22 protein-coding genes and 2 tRNA genes are annotated in these 18616 nt (G+C 41.1%); 19 read left to right on the top strand and 5 right to left on the bottom strand.

Annotation, left to right across the window (positions count from 1 at the left end; translation table 11 throughout):
- Positions 1–2: 2 nt before the first annotated feature.
- The 14 genes from mbhE to KOLE_RS02830 are packed head-to-tail and all read left to right on the top strand — an operon-like array spanning position 3 to position 9894.
- Positions 3–539 carry a hydrogen gas-evolving membrane-bound hydrogenase subunit E gene (gene mbhE, locus KOLE_RS02895; protein WP_041288628.1) on the top strand — a complete coding sequence of 179 codons (537 nt, stop codon included), beginning with the start codon at positions 3–5 and terminating at the stop codon, positions 537–539.
- Positions 536–994 carry an MnhB domain-containing protein gene (locus KOLE_RS02890; protein WP_041288627.1) on the top strand — a complete coding sequence of 153 codons (459 nt, stop codon included), beginning with the start codon at positions 536–538 and terminating at the stop codon, positions 992–994. Before mbhE ends, KOLE_RS02890 begins: the two co-directional genes overlap by 4 nt.
- Before the next feature lie 2 nt (positions 995–996).
- Positions 997–1341, top strand: coding sequence for a sodium:proton antiporter (locus KOLE_RS02885; RefSeq protein ID WP_012745068.1), 345 nt, complete (start codon positions 997–999; stop codon positions 1339–1341).
- Positions 1338–2816: a complex I subunit 5 family protein gene (locus tag KOLE_RS02880; protein ID WP_012745067.1), complete on the top strand. Its 1479-nt coding sequence runs from the start codon at positions 1338–1340 to the stop codon at positions 2814–2816. Before KOLE_RS02885 ends, KOLE_RS02880 begins: the two co-directional genes overlap by 4 nt.
- Complete coding sequence (locus KOLE_RS02875; protein WP_012745066.1) at positions 2813–3316, top strand: Na+/H+ antiporter subunit E; 504 nt, start codon at positions 2813–2815, stop codon at positions 3314–3316. The genes KOLE_RS02880 and KOLE_RS02875 overlap by 4 nt, the downstream gene beginning before the upstream one ends.
- Entirely contained in the window at positions 3313–3651 is a 339-nt protein-coding gene (locus KOLE_RS02870; RefSeq protein WP_012745065.1) for an MrpF/PhaF family protein, read from the top strand. The genes KOLE_RS02875 and KOLE_RS02870 overlap by 4 nt, the downstream gene beginning before the upstream one ends.
- Positions 3644–4003 (top strand): monovalent cation/H(+) antiporter subunit G, encoded by a 360-nt coding sequence (mnhG, locus tag KOLE_RS02865; protein ID WP_012745064.1) that lies wholly within the window; start codon positions 3644–3646, stop codon positions 4001–4003. The genes KOLE_RS02870 and mnhG overlap by 8 nt, the downstream gene beginning before the upstream one ends.
- Positions 3984–4592, top strand: a complete 609-nt coding sequence (locus KOLE_RS02860) for a 4Fe-4S binding protein (protein ID WP_012745063.1) — start codon at positions 3984–3986, stop codon at positions 4590–4592. The genes mnhG and KOLE_RS02860 overlap by 20 nt, the downstream gene beginning before the upstream one ends.
- A gap of 16 nt (positions 4593–4608) precedes the next feature.
- On the top strand, positions 4609–5058 hold the full coding sequence (locus tag KOLE_RS02855; protein ID WP_012745062.1) for a hydrogenase maturation protease: 450 nt from the start codon (positions 4609–4611) through the stop codon (positions 5056–5058).
- Between the two features lie 2 nt (positions 5059–5060).
- Positions 5061–7289, top strand: a complete 2229-nt coding sequence (gene hypF / locus KOLE_RS02850; protein WP_049753244.1) for a carbamoyltransferase HypF — start codon at positions 5061–5063, stop codon at positions 7287–7289.
- A complete protein-coding gene (locus KOLE_RS02845) occupies positions 7286–7513 on the top strand; it encodes a HypC/HybG/HupF family hydrogenase formation chaperone (RefSeq protein ID WP_012745060.1) in 228 nt (75 codons plus the stop codon). The genes hypF and KOLE_RS02845 overlap by 4 nt, the downstream gene beginning before the upstream one ends.
- Positions 7494–8519: a hydrogenase formation protein HypD gene (hypD, locus tag KOLE_RS02840; RefSeq protein WP_041288625.1), complete on the top strand. Its 1026-nt coding sequence runs from the start codon at positions 7494–7496 to the stop codon at positions 8517–8519. The genes KOLE_RS02845 and hypD overlap by 20 nt, the downstream gene beginning before the upstream one ends.
- A complete protein-coding gene (gene hypE, locus KOLE_RS02835) occupies positions 8500–9504 on the top strand; it encodes a hydrogenase expression/formation protein HypE (RefSeq protein ID WP_049753243.1) in 1005 nt (334 codons plus the stop codon). Before hypD ends, hypE begins: the two co-directional genes overlap by 20 nt.
- A 48-nt stretch (positions 9505–9552) precedes the next feature.
- Positions 9553–9894 carry a hydrogenase maturation nickel metallochaperone HypA gene (locus KOLE_RS02830; protein ID WP_012745057.1) on the top strand — a complete coding sequence of 114 codons (342 nt, stop codon included), beginning with the start codon at positions 9553–9555 and terminating at the stop codon, positions 9892–9894.
- An 85-nt stretch (positions 9895–9979) separates the two neighbouring features.
- Here KOLE_RS02830 and KOLE_RS02825 read toward each other — a convergent pair whose 3' ends face one another.
- Both KOLE_RS02825 and KOLE_RS02820 read right to left on the bottom strand, forming a co-directional pair.
- Positions 9980–11350, bottom strand: coding sequence for a TldD/PmbA family protein (locus tag KOLE_RS02825; RefSeq protein ID WP_012745056.1), 1371 nt, complete (start codon positions 11348–11350; stop codon positions 9980–9982).
- On the bottom strand, positions 11347–12732 hold the full coding sequence (locus KOLE_RS02820; RefSeq protein ID WP_012745055.1) for a TldD/PmbA family protein: 1386 nt from the start codon (positions 12730–12732) through the stop codon (positions 11347–11349). The genes KOLE_RS02825 and KOLE_RS02820 overlap by 4 nt, the downstream gene beginning before the upstream one ends.
- A gap of 383 nt (positions 12733–13115) precedes the next feature.
- On the opposite strand from KOLE_RS02820, the gene KOLE_RS11050 reads away from it, so the two are divergent.
- The 3 genes from KOLE_RS11050 (at position 13116) to KOLE_RS02805 (ending at position 15796) form a co-directional block, all read left to right on the top strand.
- Positions 13116–13637 (top strand): PepSY domain-containing protein, encoded by a 522-nt coding sequence (locus KOLE_RS11050; RefSeq protein ID WP_012745054.1) that lies wholly within the window; start codon positions 13116–13118, stop codon positions 13635–13637.
- Between the two features lie 77 nt (positions 13638–13714).
- The gene (locus tag KOLE_RS02810) at positions 13715–14416 is read left to right on the top strand and encodes a response regulator transcription factor (RefSeq protein ID WP_012745053.1); all 702 of its coding nucleotides are present in this window, start codon (positions 13715–13717) and stop codon (positions 14414–14416) included.
- A gap of 141 nt (positions 14417–14557) precedes the next feature.
- Positions 14558–15796 (top strand): sensor histidine kinase, encoded by a 1239-nt coding sequence (locus KOLE_RS02805; protein WP_158303002.1) that lies wholly within the window; start codon positions 14558–14560, stop codon positions 15794–15796.
- A gap of 354 nt (positions 15797–16150) precedes the next feature.
- On the opposite strand, the gene KOLE_RS02800 is transcribed toward KOLE_RS02805, so the two are convergent.
- Genes KOLE_RS02800 through KOLE_RS02790 form a run of 3 tightly spaced genes read right to left on the bottom strand, consistent with a single transcriptional unit; the run spans position 16151 to position 17852 of the window.
- Complete coding sequence (locus KOLE_RS02800; protein ID WP_012745051.1) at positions 16151–16384, bottom strand: thioredoxin family protein; 234 nt, start codon at positions 16382–16384, stop codon at positions 16151–16153.
- Positions 16385–16401: 17 nt separating this feature from the next.
- Positions 16402–17538, bottom strand: a complete 1137-nt coding sequence (locus KOLE_RS02795; RefSeq protein WP_049753290.1) for a permease — start codon at positions 17536–17538, stop codon at positions 16402–16404.
- A 35-nt stretch (positions 17539–17573) separates the two neighbouring features.
- Positions 17574–17852 (bottom strand): ArsR/SmtB family transcription factor, encoded by a 279-nt coding sequence (locus KOLE_RS02790; RefSeq protein WP_012745049.1) that lies wholly within the window; start codon positions 17850–17852, stop codon positions 17574–17576.
- A gap of 562 nt (positions 17853–18414) precedes the next feature.
- Here KOLE_RS02790 and KOLE_RS02785 point away from each other — a divergent pair.
- A tRNA-Ser gene (locus KOLE_RS02785) sits at positions 18415–18504 on the top strand.
- A 7-nt stretch (positions 18505–18511) separates the two neighbouring features.
- A tRNA-Arg gene (locus KOLE_RS02780) sits at positions 18512–18588 on the top strand.
- The last annotated feature ends 28 nt before the right edge of the window (positions 18589–18616 follow it).

The following is an 18616-nucleotide window of genomic DNA, read 5'->3' as shown; positions in this document are numbered from 1 at the left end:
GTATGCCAATCGAATCGTGGATGTACTTTCTCATTGGTTTTATGATTTTCGCATCGATAGTTGCTCTCGAAATAAAAGACCTTTTGTCTTCGGTGATTTCTGTTGGTATGGTTGGACTCGCTGTTGCCGTTGCTTTTCTATTTTTACAGGCACCTGACCTCGCTCTCGTACAGTTTGTTTACGAAATCATCTCGGTGATAATCCTTATTTTGCTGTTGAAGAATTCCGGCGAGCGTTATGAAACCGTTAAAGAAAGTAAGGTTTCTTTCTCCGCCAAATTAGTTGTGATTCTTTTGGTTCTTTTTCTGATAGCTCCACTTTTCTCCATTCTGCCAGAATTTGGAAAACCCTTGCTAGAGGTTTCAGAGAGATATCTGGAAAGTGGTACTGAGGAAACAGGTGCGGTCAACCTTGTGACCTCCGTTGTTCTTGATTACAGAGTTTATGACACCCTTGGTGAGGCAACTATTTTATTCGTTTCTATTCTTGGCGTTGTAACCCTCCTTAGAAAAAGGGACAAAGGGAAGGATGACATATGAAAAAAGAACACGGAATGACAATCATTGTCAAGACCATAACGCGTTTCACTGTCTGGTTGATAATGCTTTATGGAATATTTCTTGTTGTTCACGGGCACCTGACGCCCGGCGGTGGATTCGCTGGTGGACTCGTTATTGCTTTGGCTTTCATTCACATCACTCTCGCATACGGTAAAAAATCTCCGATAAAGCTTCCGGATGAGGAAGCACTTCATATGCTGGAGTCCACGGGAGTTCTGTTTTATGTTGGAATTGGTTTGGTTGCTATGCTGCTTGGGCTACCTTTTCTGACAAACTTCCTGGGAAAAGGGAAACTTTTTGATCTCTTCAGCTCAGGTACTATACCGCTACTGAATTTCGCCATTGCCTTAAAAGTTGGAACGGGAATATTCCTTGCGTTTGTTGTTTTGGCTTTGATAGAACATGATGAAGGAGAGGATAACAGGGAGGAATGACTATGAATCTCTACATACTTTGTTTTGCGCTCTTTCTTGTTGGATTGTATGGAATGCTCGTAAAGAGAAATATCGTGAAAGTAATTCTTGGGTTCGGTATTATGGGTTACGCTACAAATCTTTTCCTGATACTTATTGCGTACAGAGAAGGTGCGAGATTTCCTATATTTCTTCCCGGAGAAGAGCACGAACTAATACTGATGGTCGATCCACTGCCGCAGGCGCTGGTTCTGACGTCTATTGTTATCGAGCTCGGTGTGACCGCATTGTTGATAACGCTGGCTATAAATATTCATCGTAAATACGGAACATTTGACCTGAGGAAGATAAGGAGGCTCAGGGAGTGATAATACCTTATCTGGTTATCATACCTTTGGCTGCAGGTTTCTTGATTGTTCTATTAGGGAGGAAGAATAAGGTTCTGCCAGAACTGATTGCTTTGACGGCCACTTTCTCTCTTTTAGCGATTTCTCTCCTGCTCTTTCCTATGATTGAAAGCGAAGGAGGAGCGATTCTTTACGAACTTTCCGGATGGAAAATACCGTATACCATATCCTTTGTAATCGATTATTTATCAGCCTTTTTGGTTACCATGGTCTCCGCGTTGGCTGTACTGAGTACGATTTATTCCGTCGGATATATGAGAAAATTTTCTGGTATATGGAACTACTACGCGCTTTTAATGCTGATGATTACCGGCCTTAACGGTGTGGCGATTACCGGTGACCTCTTCAACCTCTTTGTCTTTATGGAGATCGCGCTTATAGCTACTTACGCTCTTGTAGCTTTTCATGGTGAGGCGGAACATTATGAAGCGGCCTTCAAGTACGCGATCATGAGTTCGTTATCCTCAAGCCTTGTGCTCTTTGGGATAGGTTGCGTGTACAGTATGACCTCGTCTTTGACCCTGATGCAGATTTCAAATAAGATGATTGGGGTAGGTGAGACTAACCTTGTTTACGCTCTATTCCTGACGGGGTTTGGATTGAAAGCGGCGATGTTTCCATTTCATTCGTGGTTACCAGATGCACATCCTTCAGCTCCATCACCTGTATCGGCTATGCTTTCCGGGGTACTGATAAAAGTTCTGGGAGCTTACACACTCATTAGGGTTTTCTACATGGTATTCGGGGTTTCAGAACTGGTGAAGGAATTGTTTCTTATATTTGGGACGCTTTCCATGGTAATAGGCGCTCTTGTAGCTGTTATGCAGAAAGATATCAAGAGAATGCTGGGTTTCAGCAGTGTCAGCCAGATGGGATACATCATCTTCGCTCTCGGTATTGGAACACCCCTTGGGGTGCTTGGTGCGATTTATCACATGTTGAACCATGCTGTACTGAAAGGATTGCTTTTCATGGATGCTGGAGCAGTGGAACTGATTGAAGGCACGAGAGATATGGAAGAGATGAAAGGTGTAAGTGACAGAACCACTTACGTAACATCTCTTATGGCTTCTTTAGGAATTTCCGGTGTACCTCCTTTCGGTGGATTCTTCAGCAAGCTGATTATAATTACCGCCGCAATATATACCGGAAAATTTATCTATGCGATTATTGCCCTCGCGGTAAGCGTGATAACTCTTGGATATTATCTTGGAATGCTCAAGAAGGCTTTCAGAAAGAGGAATAAAGAGGTTAACGATAAAGGATCTCTACCCGCATCACTGAAGATTCCCATGATAATCCTTGCGGTTCTCACACTTGCAACCGCTTTGTTTTACGTTCCTGTTGTACGGGAAAACATTCTGGAAAAGGTTGTTTCCTGTATAACGGACAGAACGGCCTACATCGCTTTGTTTACGGCAGGTGGTGGACGATGAAACTTTCCACGAAAAGTAAAATTACGGTTTTTACATTATCCTTTTTTGTCTGGATACTTATAACAGCTATCACAGATGTTCAGGAGATTATTGCCGGTCTGGTAGTTGCTCTTTTCGTTTCCCTTGTAGCGGGGAAAATCCTTTTTAAAAGCGGGAGAAGCATTATTGCCAGCAAGGCGCCCTATTTTTTGCTCTATTTATTGGTTCTCTTCTGGGAGATGCTGAAGGCAAATCTCAACGTAGTCATGATTGTTGTAAATCCGTATCTTCCCATAAAACCGGGATTCATCAGAATAAAGAGCAAGTTGAAAGAAGACGCTTCTTTAACTGTTCTCGCTAACTCTATAACCCTTACCCCCGGAACATTGACCGTGGATATTGACAAAGATGAAGGTTTTCTTTACATACACTGGATTAACGTTAAAGCTTTTGAAGTGGATAAATGTACTGAACTCATAGGTGATAGATTCGAGTCAATCCTGAGGAGGTTTATGCGATGAAAATATTGAAATGGCTGATTGGCCTTGTGGTAATCATCGCTTTTTTTATAGGTAATTTCTTCCTGGTTGATCTTGCTTTCGTGGCCAGATTGATCAATATACTCCTCGCCTGTACGCTAATGACAATCTTAAGAGTGATCTTTGGACCTTCAGCAGCAGATAGAATCGTGGCTGTGGATATATTTGGCATATTAATCGTCGGGCTTTTAGCTCTTTTATACGTCTTTACCACGGCATCTTTCTTCATAGACATCGCGATGGCATGGGCGCTCCAAAGCTTTATAGTATCTCTGGCTCTGGCTAAATTCCTTGAAGGGAGGGCTCTTGATGATTAGAACGGTTATAGGATACATGTTGATCTGTTTTGGCCTTGCCTTCGATTTTTTTGGGGCACTGGGATTGCTCAGATTGCCGGATGTTTTCAACAGATTACAGGCAGCGACGAAATGTGTCACCTTTGGTTCGGCTGGAATATTGGTGGGGGTTTTTGTACTGGAAGGATTTAGCGCTGGAGGCATGAAAGCGTTGATATGTATGGTATTCATATTACTTACATCACCGGTTGCGGCCCATGCAATTTCAAGAGCTGCTTACAGGAGCGGTGTGAAGCCTTTTAAAGGTACTGTTGTAGATATGTACGGTGAAAGTCTGAAGGAGAGTGAAAATAATGATGACTCCGAAAATTAGAGAGATAAAGGAAGCTATTTCCAACATCTTTTCTAAAAGGTTTACAACGAAGTTCCCCTTTGAAGTTTATGAACCTGTCGAAACTTACAGGGGAAAGCCTCTCTTCAACCCCGAAAAATGTGTCGGATGCGGTGCATGTGTCCAGGTTTGCCCTGCGAAAGCGATAGACATGGTGGATGACCTGGTTGAAAAGGTAAGGGTCTTAACTGTGAAGTATACCGATTGCATATATTGCGGACAATGCCAGGAAAAGTGCATTGTTGAAGATGGAATCGTTCAAACTACAGATTTTACGACCGCAACCTTTGATAGATCAGAAGAAAGAAATTACAACTGTATTGAAAAAGAACTCGTCTTCTGTGAGAGATGTGGGGCAATTATCACAACTGTTGATCATCTTAAATGGCTTATAAAAAGACTTGGGGCTTACACCTATGGTAATCCAAATCTTGTCCTGATAAAACTAACAGATCTGGGATATTCCTTTCCTGAAATGCGACCAAGAGAGATCATCAGGAGAGAAGAACTCTTTAAACTTCTTTGCCCGAAATGCCGGCATCTTGTCGTTGTTGAAGATGCGTTTAAGTAAAATCGAGGAATTTTTATTGAAGTTGAGAAAGCGCCAGGTGCTTTTCGTGGGGCTTGGAAATCCGTTGAGGTCAGATGATACAGCTGGTTTATTAATCATAGATAGAATTTTGGAGTTTCCACTTTCTGAAAACTGGAAAGCTGTTAAATGTTATCAAACACCGGAAAATTACCTCGATGCGCTTTCAAAAGGGAAACATGACGTTATCGTTTTCATTGACACGGTTCAAGGGATAGAGGAAAATTACCGGATTTATGAAAAAGAAGAGATACGTGATTTTTCCTTTTCCACTCATAGTTTTGGATTGGCTTCTATTATCGACTTTTTGAATAGGAAGAAGAGATTTGAAATTTACCTGGTTGGATTAAGGCCCGCCGTCCTTTCTCTTGGCACGACCCTTTCTCTGGAAATGAAAAGGATTATCGAGACCATTGTGAAAGGATTTGAAAGAGAATGCAGGAAATAGAGGTGTTTGAAATAATGATCAACGGTATCGTTCAAGGCGTTGGTTTTAGGCCTTTCGTGGCAACCCTGGCTGAAGACCTCGGGTTACACGGTTATGTGGAGAACTGCGAAAGTGGCGTAAGAATCGTTCTTGATTGCGATGAAACGAAGTTGAGAGAATTCATCGAAATTTTGAATGAAAGAAAGCCAATGCCAGCGAAAATTAGAGAGCTGTCCTTTTCAAAAAAAGCTGTGAAAACAAACAAGATTAGGGGTTTCAGAATAATCAACAGTAAGAAGACGGGAAAAATCAACACATCGATACCACCGGACATAGCCATGTGCGACAAATGCATTGGTGAGATGTTTTCAAAAGGGAACAGAAGATATCTTTATCCCTTTACCAACTGTGCCCGATGTGGACCACGTTTTTCAATAGCTTATGTGCTGCCTTACGACAGAGACAAAACATCAATGGATGACTTTTCCATGTGCCATGACTGTAATACCGAATACACAAACCTGAGAGATTGGCGATACCACGCTCAAACCAATTGTTGCGAAGATTGTGGACCAAAATACTGGATCGTAGAAATTATCAAAAACGAGATTGTAAGCCACTTTTCAGGTGAAGAAGCTGTTAAGCAGGCGATAGGCATAATACGTGCCGGTGGCACCGTGGCTATAAAAGGAATAGGAGGGATTCACCTCGTTTGTAAACCAGACCCGGATGCTATCAAAAAACTGCGGAATTTGAAAGACAGACCCAGGAAACCCTTTGCGATTATGGCAAAAGATCTGGAGACAGTTAAAAAATTTGCATATGTTGGGGAGGTCGAGGAAAGGCTGCTTCTTTCTCCTGCAAGGCCAATCGTTCTTTTAAGAAAGCGTGGAGACATTTTCTACGATGTTTCGCCGGGATTTCATACCATAGGAGTGATGCTTCCCTATACCGGTATCCATTACCTTCTTCTGGAAGATTTTTTTGTGCTGGTGATGACGAGCGGAAATATATCCGGAGAGATGCTGTGTGCCGATAATTTTGAGGCTCTTACAAAACTTTCGAAACTAAGTGATGGTCTTTTGCTGCATGACAGAAAAATTGTAAACAGATGCGACGATTCCGTTATTAAGGTTTTAGCAGGAAAGCCGGTTTTTGTAAGAAAATCCCGTGGTTTTATTCCGGAGGTCATAAAGATACCGTTAAGAAACAGAAAGCACCCGGAAATTCTCGCCACAGGAGCGGACCTAAAATCCAGTTTCGGTTTTTTCAGAGAAGAGAGTTTTTATGGGAGCCAGTATCTTGGGGATCTTTCGTATTACATAAATCAGGTGCAGTATCAAAAAATGCTAAAGCGCTTCGAAAAGCTTTTCGATTTACACGCTAGGGTTGTAGTTACCGATCTTCATCCAGATTACTTTTCGAAAACGCTTGGTGAAGAATACGCTGAAAACAGGGATTGTGAAATATATTCCTGTCAACACCATGTTGCCCATATTTACAGCGTTATGGCTGAGAAAGCATTAAAGAAATGTATAGGTGTTGCTTTTGACGGTACCGGATACGGATTTGATGGGAAAATCTGGGGAGGAGAGTTTTTCTCTATTGATAATTCGAAATGTATGAGATTTGCACATTTACGTTACATCCCAATGCCCTCAGGAGAGCTGGCTATTGAAAAACCGGAGCTCATGGCTTATGCTTACCTCATTGATTCCGGGGTGGATCTGAAAGATGAAAAAGCTCACCTGTTGTATGAAAACGCTCCCGTGAAGACTTCTTCAGCTGGAAGGTTGTTCGATGCTGCCGCTGCTGTACTCGATGTTTGCAAAGAGAATACCTTTGAAGGGGAAGCCCCAATGAAGCTGGAATCTGTTGCCAAAAGGCATTCTGAATCATTTTCCTGGGTATTGGATAAATCTGCCTTACCATGGCAAATTGACTTTCGGAAAATGATAAGGGAACTTTATAGCGAAAAAGATAAAAATTCAATCTCAGAACTCGCTTCGAAATTCCATCGAACGCTCGCCGAAGCTATTTCTGTTGTGTGTGGAGAAATAAAGAAACTTACAGGAGAAAAGAACGTATGCCTTTCTGGAGGTGTTTTTCAAAACAAACTTTTGCTTGAGGTGGCCGTTGCCCTGTTAGAGAAAAAAGGTTTTAATGTTTGGTTTAATGAAAAAGTCTCTCCAAACGATGAGGGAATAGCGTTTGGGCAGATCTACTGGCATGTGATTGGAAGTGATGGATGATGTGCTTGGCAATACCCTTGAAGGTTATCAAAATCAAAGATAATAAAGCCCTTGTAGGACGGGAAGGAATAAAACTTGAGGTTGACATAAGACTTGTCCCGGACGTTTCTCCGGGTGATTTTGTACTCGTTCACGCCGGGTTTGCTATACAAACAATCGACACTGAAGCAGCAAGGAAAATATTAGAAATTGCTGAAAGGATAGATGAAGCTCGTGGAAGCTAAGAAGTACAGAGTTATGGAAATTTGCGGGACTCACACTCACGCCCTCATGAGGTATGGGTTAAAAGAGCTTTACTCAGAGAGACTCGAGCTTGTTTGTGGTCCGGGATGTCCTGTATGTGTCACTTCACAATCCGATATAGACAGGATACTTTACCTTTGTGATCTAGGAATGAGAATCTACACTTTCGGTGATCTTATGAAGGTTCCGGGAAAAAATGGGAATTTAAGGGAGAGAAAAGCTCTTGGTGCTTGCGTGAGAGAGGTGTACAACCCGTTATGGATTGTGGATGATATGAAGAAAGATCCAGCCAGAGGCGCTGTTTTTGTTGCTATTGGTTTTGAAACCACAGCTCCTCTTATAGCGTCGCTGATTGAAGAAATCGAGAGAGAAAGAATAGAAAACCTTTACGTATATCTATTGCTCAAACTTATACCGCCGGCGATGGAGGCTCTTCTCGAAGATGAAGAAAACAAACTCGATGGTTTCATCTGCCCGGGTCATGTTAGCACAATAATAGGTGAGCGACCTTACATAAAGCTGGCAGAGAAAGTAAAAAAACCATTTGTTATAGCCGGGTTCACACGAGAAGAACTAACCGTTGCGTTGGAAAAGATGTCCGAAATGCTTGAGAAGAGTGCTTATGGGGTTGTTAATGTTTATGCTTCTGCTGTGAAACCAGAAGGAAATCTCGACGCGCGAGAGAAAATTAAGAATTTTTTTGAGGTTACAGATACCCTTTGGAGAGGATTGGGCACTATCCCCAATTCAGGATTGAAACTCAGAGAAAAATACCGAAGATTCGACGTTATGGCGCATTTTCAAATGGAAAACGTAAGTTCAGAAGATCCATGTCCCTGCGGTGAAGTTCTTACCGGCAAGATAAAACCTGAAGAATGCCAGCTCTTTGGTACTCTCTGTTTACCGGAAACGCCCGTTGGTCCATGCATGGTTTCATCAGAAGGGGCCTGTCATGCGAGTTTTCTGTATGGAAGAAAAGGGGAGTGATAGCTTGAAAGAAAGAATCATAACACTTCACCACAACAGCGGGAAAAAACAGTTTAAGTTACTCAAGCATATAGAGAAACTTCTTGGAAGTACTTTGGTTTCAACTGAAAATGACAGCGGTTTTTTGGAGGAAGTTGTAGATACTGTTACCACTGACAGTTTCACTATCAGTCCCGTGTTCTTTCCCGGCGGAGATATTGGGAAACTTTCCGTGTGCGGTAGCATAAACGATCTTGTAATGACAGGAGCTAAACCAAAATATATTACCCTTTCAGTTGTTCTCGAAGAAGGATTTGAATTTTCCAGGCTGGATAAAATAATAGATTCCATTCGCAAAGAACTCGATGAAAATGGTGTGAAAATCATCGCCGGTGACACAAAGGTAATGGAGCATGGAGCGCTCGATAAAATAGTGATCAACACAACGTGCCTGGGAGAGGTTTTATACGAAAAGCTTTGTGTCAAAAGGATAGAAACAAACGATTTGATAATTATTACAGGCCCAATTGGTTTGCATGGGGCCGCTATAATGGCTGAAAGAAAGGGATTTCAAATAGATTTTCAATCTGATTGCCGGGTACTTACAAAGCTTTTAGCTGTTATAAAAGGGTTGCGTGTTCATGCTATGAGAGATCCGACAAGAGGTGGCCTTGCCCAGATACTCAACGAATTCTCTCACTCGACAAAAAGAAATTTTGCTATCTATGAAGATAAACTGCCGATACCGGGGGGGGTAAAAACCGTTTCAGAGATACTGGGTATCGATCCTCTATACCTCGCATGTGAAGGAACAGCAGTGATTATCTGCCACCCTGAAGATGCTCAAGATTTGTTAGAAAGACTTAAAAACGCAGGTTTTGACCCCTCAACGATAGGATTTGTTGGCGGCATAATTGAGAGACCTTTACTCATCTTGAAAACCCGGAATGGTGCTAAACGTGTGTTACCGATGCTTGTTGAAGAACTCACACCGAGGATCTGTTGAAGTTTTTTGATGGGGTGTGGCTGAATTTAAACAAAGAGGAGGAATTGTATGCATCATGAATTATCGATAGCTGAAAGGGTGAAGATATTCATCGAACAGAATTTCAAGCCCGAAGAGTTCGGGAATATCGAAAAAATTGTTATCGGGATAGGAAAACTAGTTGTGGCAGACAAAAATCAGATCGAAGAAGCTTTCAACGTGATTAAAAAAGAGTCAGATTTCCCAGATCTTGAAATCAAATTTATTACTGACGAACTTCTCTTTGAATGCAAAGATTGTGGAAAGAAGTTTTCATCCCAGGGCTATGAAATTCACTGCCCTTATTGTGGAGGGGATCTTAGGGTGCTTTCGTGTGATGAGGTTTATATAAAAGAGGTTGTTTTTAAGTAGAACTAAATAGCTCCCCGAATCACAATGTTGGGGAGCTACAGCAAGAATTATAGCAAGTTCAATCTATGAGATACCCCAAAACTTGTTAGAGCCCGGCTACATCGATCTCCTCTACTAAAACTGAGGGAAGGAATGCAAATGAGGAGAATCCTGTTATACCTGGCAAGGAAAACTTTGCATCGTTACCTGTTTCGACAATATTCTTCAAAACGCCGAGGATGTTACCGGATACTGTTATCCCTTCAACGCCTCCAACAATCCTTCCGTTTTCTATCAAAAAGCCTCTGGCACCAAGGGAAAAATCGCCAGAAATCGGATTGGTTCCTGAATGCAATCCATCAAGTTCAATGATTACCAGACCTCTTTCGATAGCTTTTACCATATCTTCGAAGGGGATTCCACTATTTCCAAGTACAAGATTGAAATAAGAAATACTTGTAGGATCTTTGTAGCTTCCTATCTTCAAAGCGTTACCCGTTGACTCACGATTGTCGATTCTAGCAGTTTTTAAATCGTACAGATAGGTTTTCAATTCTCCATTTTCGATTATTGCTTTTTTCCTTGTTGGTACGCCTTGATCGTCAAAGGTTCTGCTAACAGGGCTCATCTTCAAAAATGAGTCGTCAATCAAGGTGAATTTTTCGGAAGCAATTTTTTTCCCAAGCTGATCTTTCAAGAGAGAAAGACCTTTTTGCACTGATTTAGCTGAGAACATCTGAGCAAAAGCTGCCAGGAGCGAACCAAAGGCATCGTTTCTAAAAATAACGGCGTATTTACCGCTCTTTACAGGTTTGGCAGTGAGAAGCAGTTCTATATCACGGGAAATTCTTATGGGGATATTTGAAAGCTCAAGATCTTGTAGACTTTTTCCTGCCGTGAAGTAAAAAGCACTCTTTGGCGACCCGTTCTTTTTACCCAATGCCATAACGTAAGCATATCCACCATCTGACCTGGAATACATTTCCATTCCAGAGGAATTGGCTATGTAGGTCTCTGATGTCCTGTGGTTGAATGCATTATAGGGAAGCATAAAGATCTCCTGGTGCGAATTGATAATCGTTTTTTCAAGTTCCATCGCTATTTTGATTTTTTCGCGTGTTGTCAGTCTATCAAATTCTCCGAGATAAAGGGTGGGAAAGTCAGTGTACTCTCCTGAACCATCGTGAAGAAAGTCGGACTCCTCAGACTCTATTACTGTTACATTTTCCAGTGCTTCATCAACAAGCAGTTTCACCGCTTGCTCGTCCAGCACCTCGGAAAAAGAATAACCCACCTTTCCATCTTTGAGAACTTTGAAACTCACTCCCAATGTTGTAGCATCTTTGTATTTCTCAATTTCACCCTTCTGAATACTGACATCAAATTCGTGTGTTTTCTTTATGTAGATTTCAAAATCATTGGTTTTCTTAGCGGCTGCGTACTCAAAAACCATTTTCTTAAAATTCTCGAACGTCATCTATTTCGCCCCCCAACGGTCAATTCAGAGACTCTAATGGTTGGTTGCCCTACTTCAGCCGGTATTAAACCAGATGCTGAACCACACATTCCCTGACCGCGTTTCAGATCATTTCCAACCATGTCAATCTTCATGAGGATCTCAGAGCCTTTTCCAATGAGCGTTGCACCCCTTACAGGTTTTGTGATCCTTCCTTTTTCAATAAGGTATCCTTCTCTGACCGCAAAATTGAATTCTCCCGTTCCTGTATTTACCGAGCCCCCGCCTAAGGATTTTGCATAAAGTCCGTATTCTGTATTTGAAATGATCTCTTCAGGATAGTATGGACCCGGAAGTATAAAGGTATTGCTCATTCTTGAAGTAGGAGCATAGCGATAGTCCTGCCTTCTGGCGCTCCCTGTACTTTCCATACCCATTTTTATGCCGTTGAACCTGTCTATGAGATAACTCTTCAGTACTCCATTTTCTATGAGCACGTTTCTCCTGGTAGGTGTTCCCTCGTCATCGATATTCGTGGATCCCCAGGCATTCGGTATTGTAGCGTCATCAACTGCGGAAACACAATCGGCCGCTATTTTTTGGCCTAGTTTACCTGTAAATACTGAAGATCCCTTGGCTACAGATGTTGCTTCAAGGGCATGTCCACAGGCCTCGTGAAAGATAACACCGCCAAATTCGTTTGCAATGATTACCGGCATCCTGCCAGCGGGAGCGTATTCAGCTTCGACCATTCGAGCCGCGATACGCCCGGCTTTTTGTCCTGCTTCAAAGACATCAAAGGTGTTAAAAAACTCAAAACCCATTGCCGCACCGGGACCATAAAAGCCCGTCTCTTTTTCATTGTACCTAGAAGCCACGGCAGTAATCATCAGTCTTGTTCTGAGCCTTCTATCTGAAACCTTAAGTCCTTCAGAATTTATGATGGTAATCCTCTGATCGTAATCCCAGTAATCCACAAGTACCTGGGTTATGAGTTTGGAAACGCTTTTGGCACCATTGAAAGCCATTTTCATTACCTTGACTTTGTCTGTCTTTGATACAGAGGATGGTTCAAGGATAAAGAGATGCCTGTTCTCAATAGATTGTTCGCGGAAATCAAGGGAAAGTGGTTCGCCATTCCCATTGATAACTTCTCCAAGGTTTGCAGCAATCTGTACTAACGTTTCTTTTGAAAGATCGTTGGTGAAGGCGTATAAAGAACGGTTTTTAGAAAAGGCCCTGATACCTATACCAAAAGTTTTTCCTGAAAGAGCTCTTTCTAGCTGTCCATTAACAAGGGAAAAGTTGCTGGTATCCCGTTCTTCAATGAATAATTCCACGAATTCAGCACCATGTTTCAGCAAAACGCCAATAACTTCATTTGCTGTCCTGCCATCAATCATAAAAAACCTCCTAAAAACTAATTGGTTAGTATTCCTTACTTTTTTATTTTACCAAAAAATATAAAACAAACACAGAAAAAAAGAAAATATCCAAAACAAACATTGTTTTTGGAGAGAAAATCATAGAGTTACAGATTGGACTTTTTGGGTACTAAGGCTTAATTTTTTTATCCTTGGAGCTGGATTTTATATCGCCAAAAACAAGCTCTGTAAAAACGGTCCTGTATTCCACCTTTTAGGAAAATAAAATGTAATTTGAGTCATCCTGAGATTATGAGAAAGTTCTAATTCTTTTCTTAGAGTTTTCTCATTTTTGATTGATAACATATTGTTGGAAATCAAAGACAGCCGGCTGTCAAATTAAAAATTAGGAGGTGTAACTTATGAAGAAAAAAACTGTCCCTATTCTTATCGTATTGATGCTAGTTAGTATGTTGCTGGTAGCGAATTTTACTTTTGCGAACAGCTCAAGCAGCGCACAAACACCATCTTATGCAACAACGCAAACAGCAGATGATGACACTAAGGAACAAGTCAAAAATGAAGAATCTGAAGCCACAGAAGCAAACGAGCAATCAGAGAGTGTAGAAAATACCGAAAAACAGGCCGAAGTACAGGAACCATCTTACACTGGTAGTGTAATGGTATCAAACCCCGAACCGAAAGATCTTTCTACCCTTGCAAAGATCAGTAAGGAAGAGGCAGCCAACGTGGTTATGAGCTCATACCCAAGCGCAAACATCAAAAGTATTAAGCTTGAAAACGAAAATGGATTCCTTGTTTATGGTGTGATCCTAGACAATGGCCAAGAGGTAAAAGTCGATGCAGGAACCGCAAAAATCCTTCATGTTGAAGATGCTGATTCTGAGAGTGAGAATATACAAGAGGAGATGGAAAATGAATGAAGAAGACGTGGTAAAATAAGATTACTTTACTCGGTGCCTAATGGCACCGAGTTTCAAATTCACGGGGAGTGATACTTGTGAGAATTCTTCTTGTGGAAGATGAAGAAGCAATCACAGAATTTGTAAAAAAAGGGTTATCGGAAGAAGGATACATTGTTGATACTGTTGATAATGGAGAAGATGCATTGAATAAGATATTTGATGTGGACTATGATCTAATTATATTAGATATTATGCTGCCTGTGAAAGACGGTTTAAAAGTATGCCGTGAAGTTCGAGAAAATGGTATTTCAACACCCATACTTATGCTTACAGCCCTTGATAGCACTGAAGATAAAGTTACCGGATTGAATGCAGGAGCAGATGATTATCTTGTAAAACCATTCTCTTTCAGCGAACTTCTTGCACGTATAAGAGCCATCTTAAGGCGTCCTCCCACAATTTTAAATTTGAAGCTTCAAGTAGGCGATCTTGTCCTTGATACTGTAACCCATCATGTTGAGCGCTCTGGAAAGAGGATAGACTTAACACCAAGAGAATATGCACTGCTGGAGTTCTTAATGCGTCATCCAAATCAAGTATTGAGCAGAACACGAATAGTTGAACACGTCTGGAACTTAGATTTTTATACAGAGTCAAACATTGTAGATGTATACATACGCTATTTGAGAAAGAAAATAGACAATGGGTTTGAGAACAAACTAATACATACAGTACATGGTGTGGGGTATATGATAGGAGAAATACAGCCAAATAAAAGTAAGGGAGGCGAATCTTGATTTTTTAATATGAAAACAATAACAATAAGAACCAAGTTAACAATTTGGTATGTAACTTTTCTAGCGATTGTACTCATAACGTTCACGGTAGTTCTCTATTTCAGCTTCTCTACTAATTTACGGAGAACTATAGATAAAAATTTGGAGTTCATAGCCTCCCAACTAATAATAAATATTGATTATGATGATAATAAACTTGCCTTTCAAAACACGGAAAATGGAGCTAATTTGATAAAAAATTTTATTGGTAAAGAACTCTTTGCTCGTATCCTGGACGAAAACGGAAACGTTATTGATGGTTTTGGAAACTATTTTCTTTTACCAGCGGATCCGAAAATTTTAAAAAAAGGTTTTTTGACCATATTAACTGATTCTGGAGAATGGCGTGTTTACACAGTAAAGCTTAGTTTAGGTTGGCTCCAGGTAGCAGAGTTTACGGAACCATTCGGAGAAACTCTGGAAAAATTTAGAAGTTTGCTTGTAATTTTTATACCACTAACACTTATTATCGCATCTATTGGTAGTTATTTGCTTGCTAAAAAAACGCTGAAACCAATAGACCGTATCACAAACCTGGCAAGAGAAATTAACGCTGAAAAAATAGATCGGCGCCTTGATATAGATCTTCCAGATGACGAATTGGGGCGTTTATCAAAAACGTTTAATCAAATGCTTGATCGGTTGGAAAATGCATTGAATAGCCAAAAACAATTTTCTGCAAATGCTGCTCATGATCTGCGAACTCCTTTGACATCGATAAAAGGCATAATAGATGTAACACTTAATCGTGAACGGGATGCGCTAGAATATAAAGACTCTTTAATACAAATAAGAAAACAAGTTGAAAGAATGAGCAAGCTTGTAGACACTCTTCTCATAGTTGCGCGCTTTGACAGTAAAGCAATAAAACTACACAAAGAAAAGATAGATTTAACGGAATTGCTTGAAGTTGTCGTTGAACAAATGCAATATGCGGCAAATAGAAAAGGAATCATATTAAAAGCGGATTTACAGGACAATCTGACAATTGTTGGAGATTTTGATCTTGTAGTTCGCTTGTTTCTTAATTTAATCGATAATGCCATAAAGTACAACCAACCAGGTGGGCAAGTTACAGTCACTGCAAAGCTTTCTGAGAAGAAAAAAGGTCTTAAACATGTCCTTGTATCTATTTGTGACACTGGCCAGGGTATACCAGAAAATGAACTCGAAAGGATTTTCGATAAATTTTATAGAATAGACAAATCACGCTCGAGAGTTGAAGGAGCTGGTTTGGGACTTTCTATCGTTAAAGAAATAGCTTTAGCTCATAATGCTGAAATACAAGTAAAAAGTCAATTAGGAAAGGGAAGTATATTTATAGTAAAGTTTCCGATTTGACAGATCACCTCTTATTGCCCTATAATCACCAACAAATGTAATAGCTGCTCTTTTGTAGGCTCTTCGCGCTACAGAGTGCCAGCTTTGTTTTCGGCTGCTTTTAGAAATTTCATCAATAGCTCTATGAAAAAATCCTGGACAAAGTAAAACGGAAGCAACTCCTTTATTTTACTCCTGCATCAGATCCTGAGTCAAGCTCAGGATGACGAGTTGGATTTGCAAGGTTGCAATAAATCACTGTTTTTTTATCGTAGGGGCAGAGCATGTTCTGCCCCTAAAATAGCGGATCTCAGGTTCTTTCCGCCGAAGACGCGTACCCCCGGCAGAGCCGGGCTTATTCACGTGCGAGCATGCTTATCGCTGTAAGAGTTTTTTTGCTTCTTCGAGAGAAGGAATCTTCCCACTGAGCACAATTTCCCCATCAATCCTGATTGCAGGAGTTATTGAAATTCCTCGCGCCATGATTTCCATGAGATCTTCTATTTTTACGATTTCTGCGTCAATTTCCAGTTCTTCAACTGCCATTCTTATTATTTTTTCTGTCTGTTTGCATTTTGGGCAACCTGTTCCGTAGATCTCAATTTTCACCGCTTTCAACCTCCTTTTTACTTCATAAGATTTCCATAAAGGTATCCCCAAAAAGTTGAAAAAACTATTACCAGTGCAAAATAAGTAAAAGCCTTTTTCTTTCCAAGTAGTTTTGTGAGAACTATCATATTGGGCAAGCTCAGTGTGTATCCCGCCATAAACAGGGCTAAAGCCGGTCCTTTTCCCATACCAAGTTCCATAAGAGACTGGATGATGGGAACTTCTGTAAGGGTCGCAAAGTACATGAATGCTCCAAAAATTGACGCAAAGAAATTTGAAAACAATCTGTTTCCACCCAGGAAAGTCTGCACAACTGTTTTGGGCAGAGAATGAGAAATAATTCCGGCAATAAAGACGCCAAAGAAAAGATAAGGAAGTATTTTCTTTGTGAACTCCCAGGTTTCTTCAATCCAGCGAGCACTGTAACTCGGTTTGAAGTTTAGTGCCATCAAAATGATTCCCAAAGCAGCAATAACCATAATGGTTGTTTTTATGATGACGTTGATTTTTAAACCTCCGGCTATAAGGAAAACAAATTGAAGACCAAGGAATACAAGGATTTGAGCCCAGGAGAGTTCCGGTTCATCTTCTACAATGGTAAAACCACCCTCGCCTTTTTCAGCAAATATTGCCTGCATAATAAGTCCAATTACGATAGCAGATGAAATGGTAGCCACGAGCCGGATTATTGATAACTCCCATCCAAGAACCCTTCCTGTCAGGAAAATAGCTGCCACATTGATTGCCGGACCTGTAAATAAAAAAGCTATGGCTGGTCCCAATCCAGCACCTCGCTTATATATGCCTCCAAACAATGGGAGAATGGTACAAGAACATACAGCTAAAATTCCACCAGCAGATGCTGCAACAGGATAAGCGATAATTTTCTTCGCTTGTGGCCCGAGAACCCTTAAAATAGCGCTTTTCTTAACAAAAACAGTTATGGTACCCGCTACAAAAAATGCTGGAATGAGACAGAACAAAACGTGTTCTTTCGCATAAGAACTTAGCATCGTAAAACCGCCAAGAATTGCCTGCTGGACGTTTGAATTTTCGAAAGGTAAGAGGTAAAACAGCAAAAACCCACCAACTAACAGGGAAAATTTTTTGAATTCCACTTTTATCCGGGGATTTGAAAATTTTGTGATAATCATTGGCAGAATGTTTCTCATTTTAGCCCTCCAACTCATTAAGCAAATTTTCTGTCCTCAATGATTTTTTTTACTAACTCGATGACTTCAAGGACCCGCTCGTCAGTGATGAATAAATTTTTTCGTGTTCCCACTTTTTCTTCTCTTACAATTCCGGCGTCCTTGAGAGCTTTCAGATGCCGGGAAAGCGTTGTTTTATCAATGGGAAATTCCGCTTCGATTTCGCACATGCACTTATTGTTCTCTGAAAGAATCTCAACCAATCTTATCCTCCACTCGCAACCGAGTGCCTTGAAGAAATCAACCATCTCTTTCATATGATCACTCCCTTTTCGCGCGTCGAGAATCCGAGATCTAAAAATCAAGAAACGTTGTAGGTTGTGCGTTGTAGGTTGTTCGTGATAATCGAGAACCGAGAGTCCAAGGGCGTTAGAGGTATAGAGAGACCCTTACAGATCCTGAAACAAGTTCAGGATGACCGGATTTATTTTCGAAACGTGTTTAATGATATTCGCTTTTTGGGTTCTATTCCGCCGAAGGCACATGTCAACTGCACAGCAGTTCGTAACAACCACGAAGTGGTTCGAAACAACTCTGCAGGAGTTCGTGACAATCCCGAAGGGATTCGTATCTGCCGCGCAGCGGCTCTTTTGATTCTCTCGGACTCTCGGCTCTCAGCTTCTCGAATCTCTATTCTATCTTTTAATTGCATTATTGCACATATATGCAACATAAGAATGTCAACAAATTTGTAAATGAGTTAACTAATCTTGAATGCTCTTAAAGATAGGAAGTTACTTACTTCACAGGAAGCCCGTTCACGAGAATTTCAAGAATCTTGACATCAAGTTGTCAGCGTGTTAGAATCCTTTTGTAGGTGGAGAGGTGGCCGAGCGGCCGAAGGCGCTTGCCTGCTAAGCAAGTGAGGGTGTTTACCCTCCGAGGGTTCGAATCCCTCCCTCTCCGCCATTTTGGTGTGCCCGTAGCTCAGCTGGATAGAGCGCTAGACTGCGGATCTGGAGGCCGGGCGTTCGAATCGCCCCGGGCACGCCATTGTTTAATCGGATAATCTTCCAAACCC

This window comes from Kosmotoga olearia TBF 19.5.1, from assembly GCF_000023325.1.
GTDB classification, from domain to species: domain Bacteria; phylum Thermotogota; class Thermotogae; order Petrotogales; family Kosmotogaceae; genus Kosmotoga; species Kosmotoga olearia.
This window is presented reverse-complemented; position numbering and strand designations above follow the sequence as displayed.

Excerpts from the sequence above, each read along its gene's own strand:
- mbhE (WP_041288628.1), top strand. The coding sequence starts at position 3 with ATGCCAATCGAATCGTGGATGTACTTTCTCATTGGTTTTATGATTTTC.
- KOLE_RS02890 (WP_041288627.1), top strand. The coding sequence starts at position 536 with ATGAAAAAAGAACACGGAATGACAATCATTGTCAAGACCATAACGCGT.
- KOLE_RS02885 (WP_012745068.1), top strand. The coding sequence starts at position 997 with ATGAATCTCTACATACTTTGTTTTGCGCTCTTTCTTGTTGGATTGTAT.
- KOLE_RS02875 (WP_012745066.1), top strand. The coding sequence starts at position 2,813 with ATGAAACTTTCCACGAAAAGTAAAATTACGGTTTTTACATTATCCTTT.
- KOLE_RS02870 (WP_012745065.1), top strand. The coding sequence starts at position 3,313 with ATGAAAATATTGAAATGGCTGATTGGCCTTGTGGTAATCATCGCTTTT.
- mnhG (WP_012745064.1), top strand. The coding sequence starts at position 3,644 with ATGATTAGAACGGTTATAGGATACATGTTGATCTGTTTTGGCCTTGCC.
- KOLE_RS02860 (WP_012745063.1), top strand. The coding sequence starts at position 3,984 with ATGATGACTCCGAAAATTAGAGAGATAAAGGAAGCTATTTCCAACATC.
- KOLE_RS02845 (WP_012745060.1), top strand. The coding sequence starts at position 7,286 with ATGATGTGCTTGGCAATACCCTTGAAGGTTATCAAAATCAAAGATAAT.
- hypD (WP_041288625.1), top strand. The coding sequence starts at position 7,494 with ATGAAGCTCGTGGAAGCTAAGAAGTACAGAGTTATGGAAATTTGCGGG.
- hypE (WP_049753243.1), top strand. The coding sequence starts at position 8,500 with ATGGAAGAAAAGGGGAGTGATAGCTTGAAAGAAAGAATCATAACACTT.
- KOLE_RS02830 (WP_012745057.1), top strand. The coding sequence starts at position 9,553 with ATGCATCATGAATTATCGATAGCTGAAAGGGTGAAGATATTCATCGAA.
- KOLE_RS02825 (WP_012745056.1), bottom strand. The coding sequence starts at position 11,350 with ATGACGTTCGAGAATTTTAAGAAAATGGTTTTTGAGTACGCAGCCGCT.
- KOLE_RS02820 (WP_012745055.1), bottom strand. The coding sequence starts at position 12,732 with ATGATTGATGGCAGGACAGCAAATGAAGTTATTGGCGTTTTGCTGAAA.
- KOLE_RS11050 (WP_012745054.1), top strand. The coding sequence starts at position 13,116 with ATGAAGAAAAAAACTGTCCCTATTCTTATCGTATTGATGCTAGTTAGT.
- KOLE_RS02795 (WP_049753290.1), bottom strand. The coding sequence starts at position 17,538 with ATGATTATCACAAAATTTTCAAATCCCCGGATAAAAGTGGAATTCAAA.
- KOLE_RS02790 (WP_012745049.1), bottom strand. The coding sequence starts at position 17,852 with ATGAAAGAGATGGTTGATTTCTTCAAGGCACTCGGTTGCGAGTGGAGG.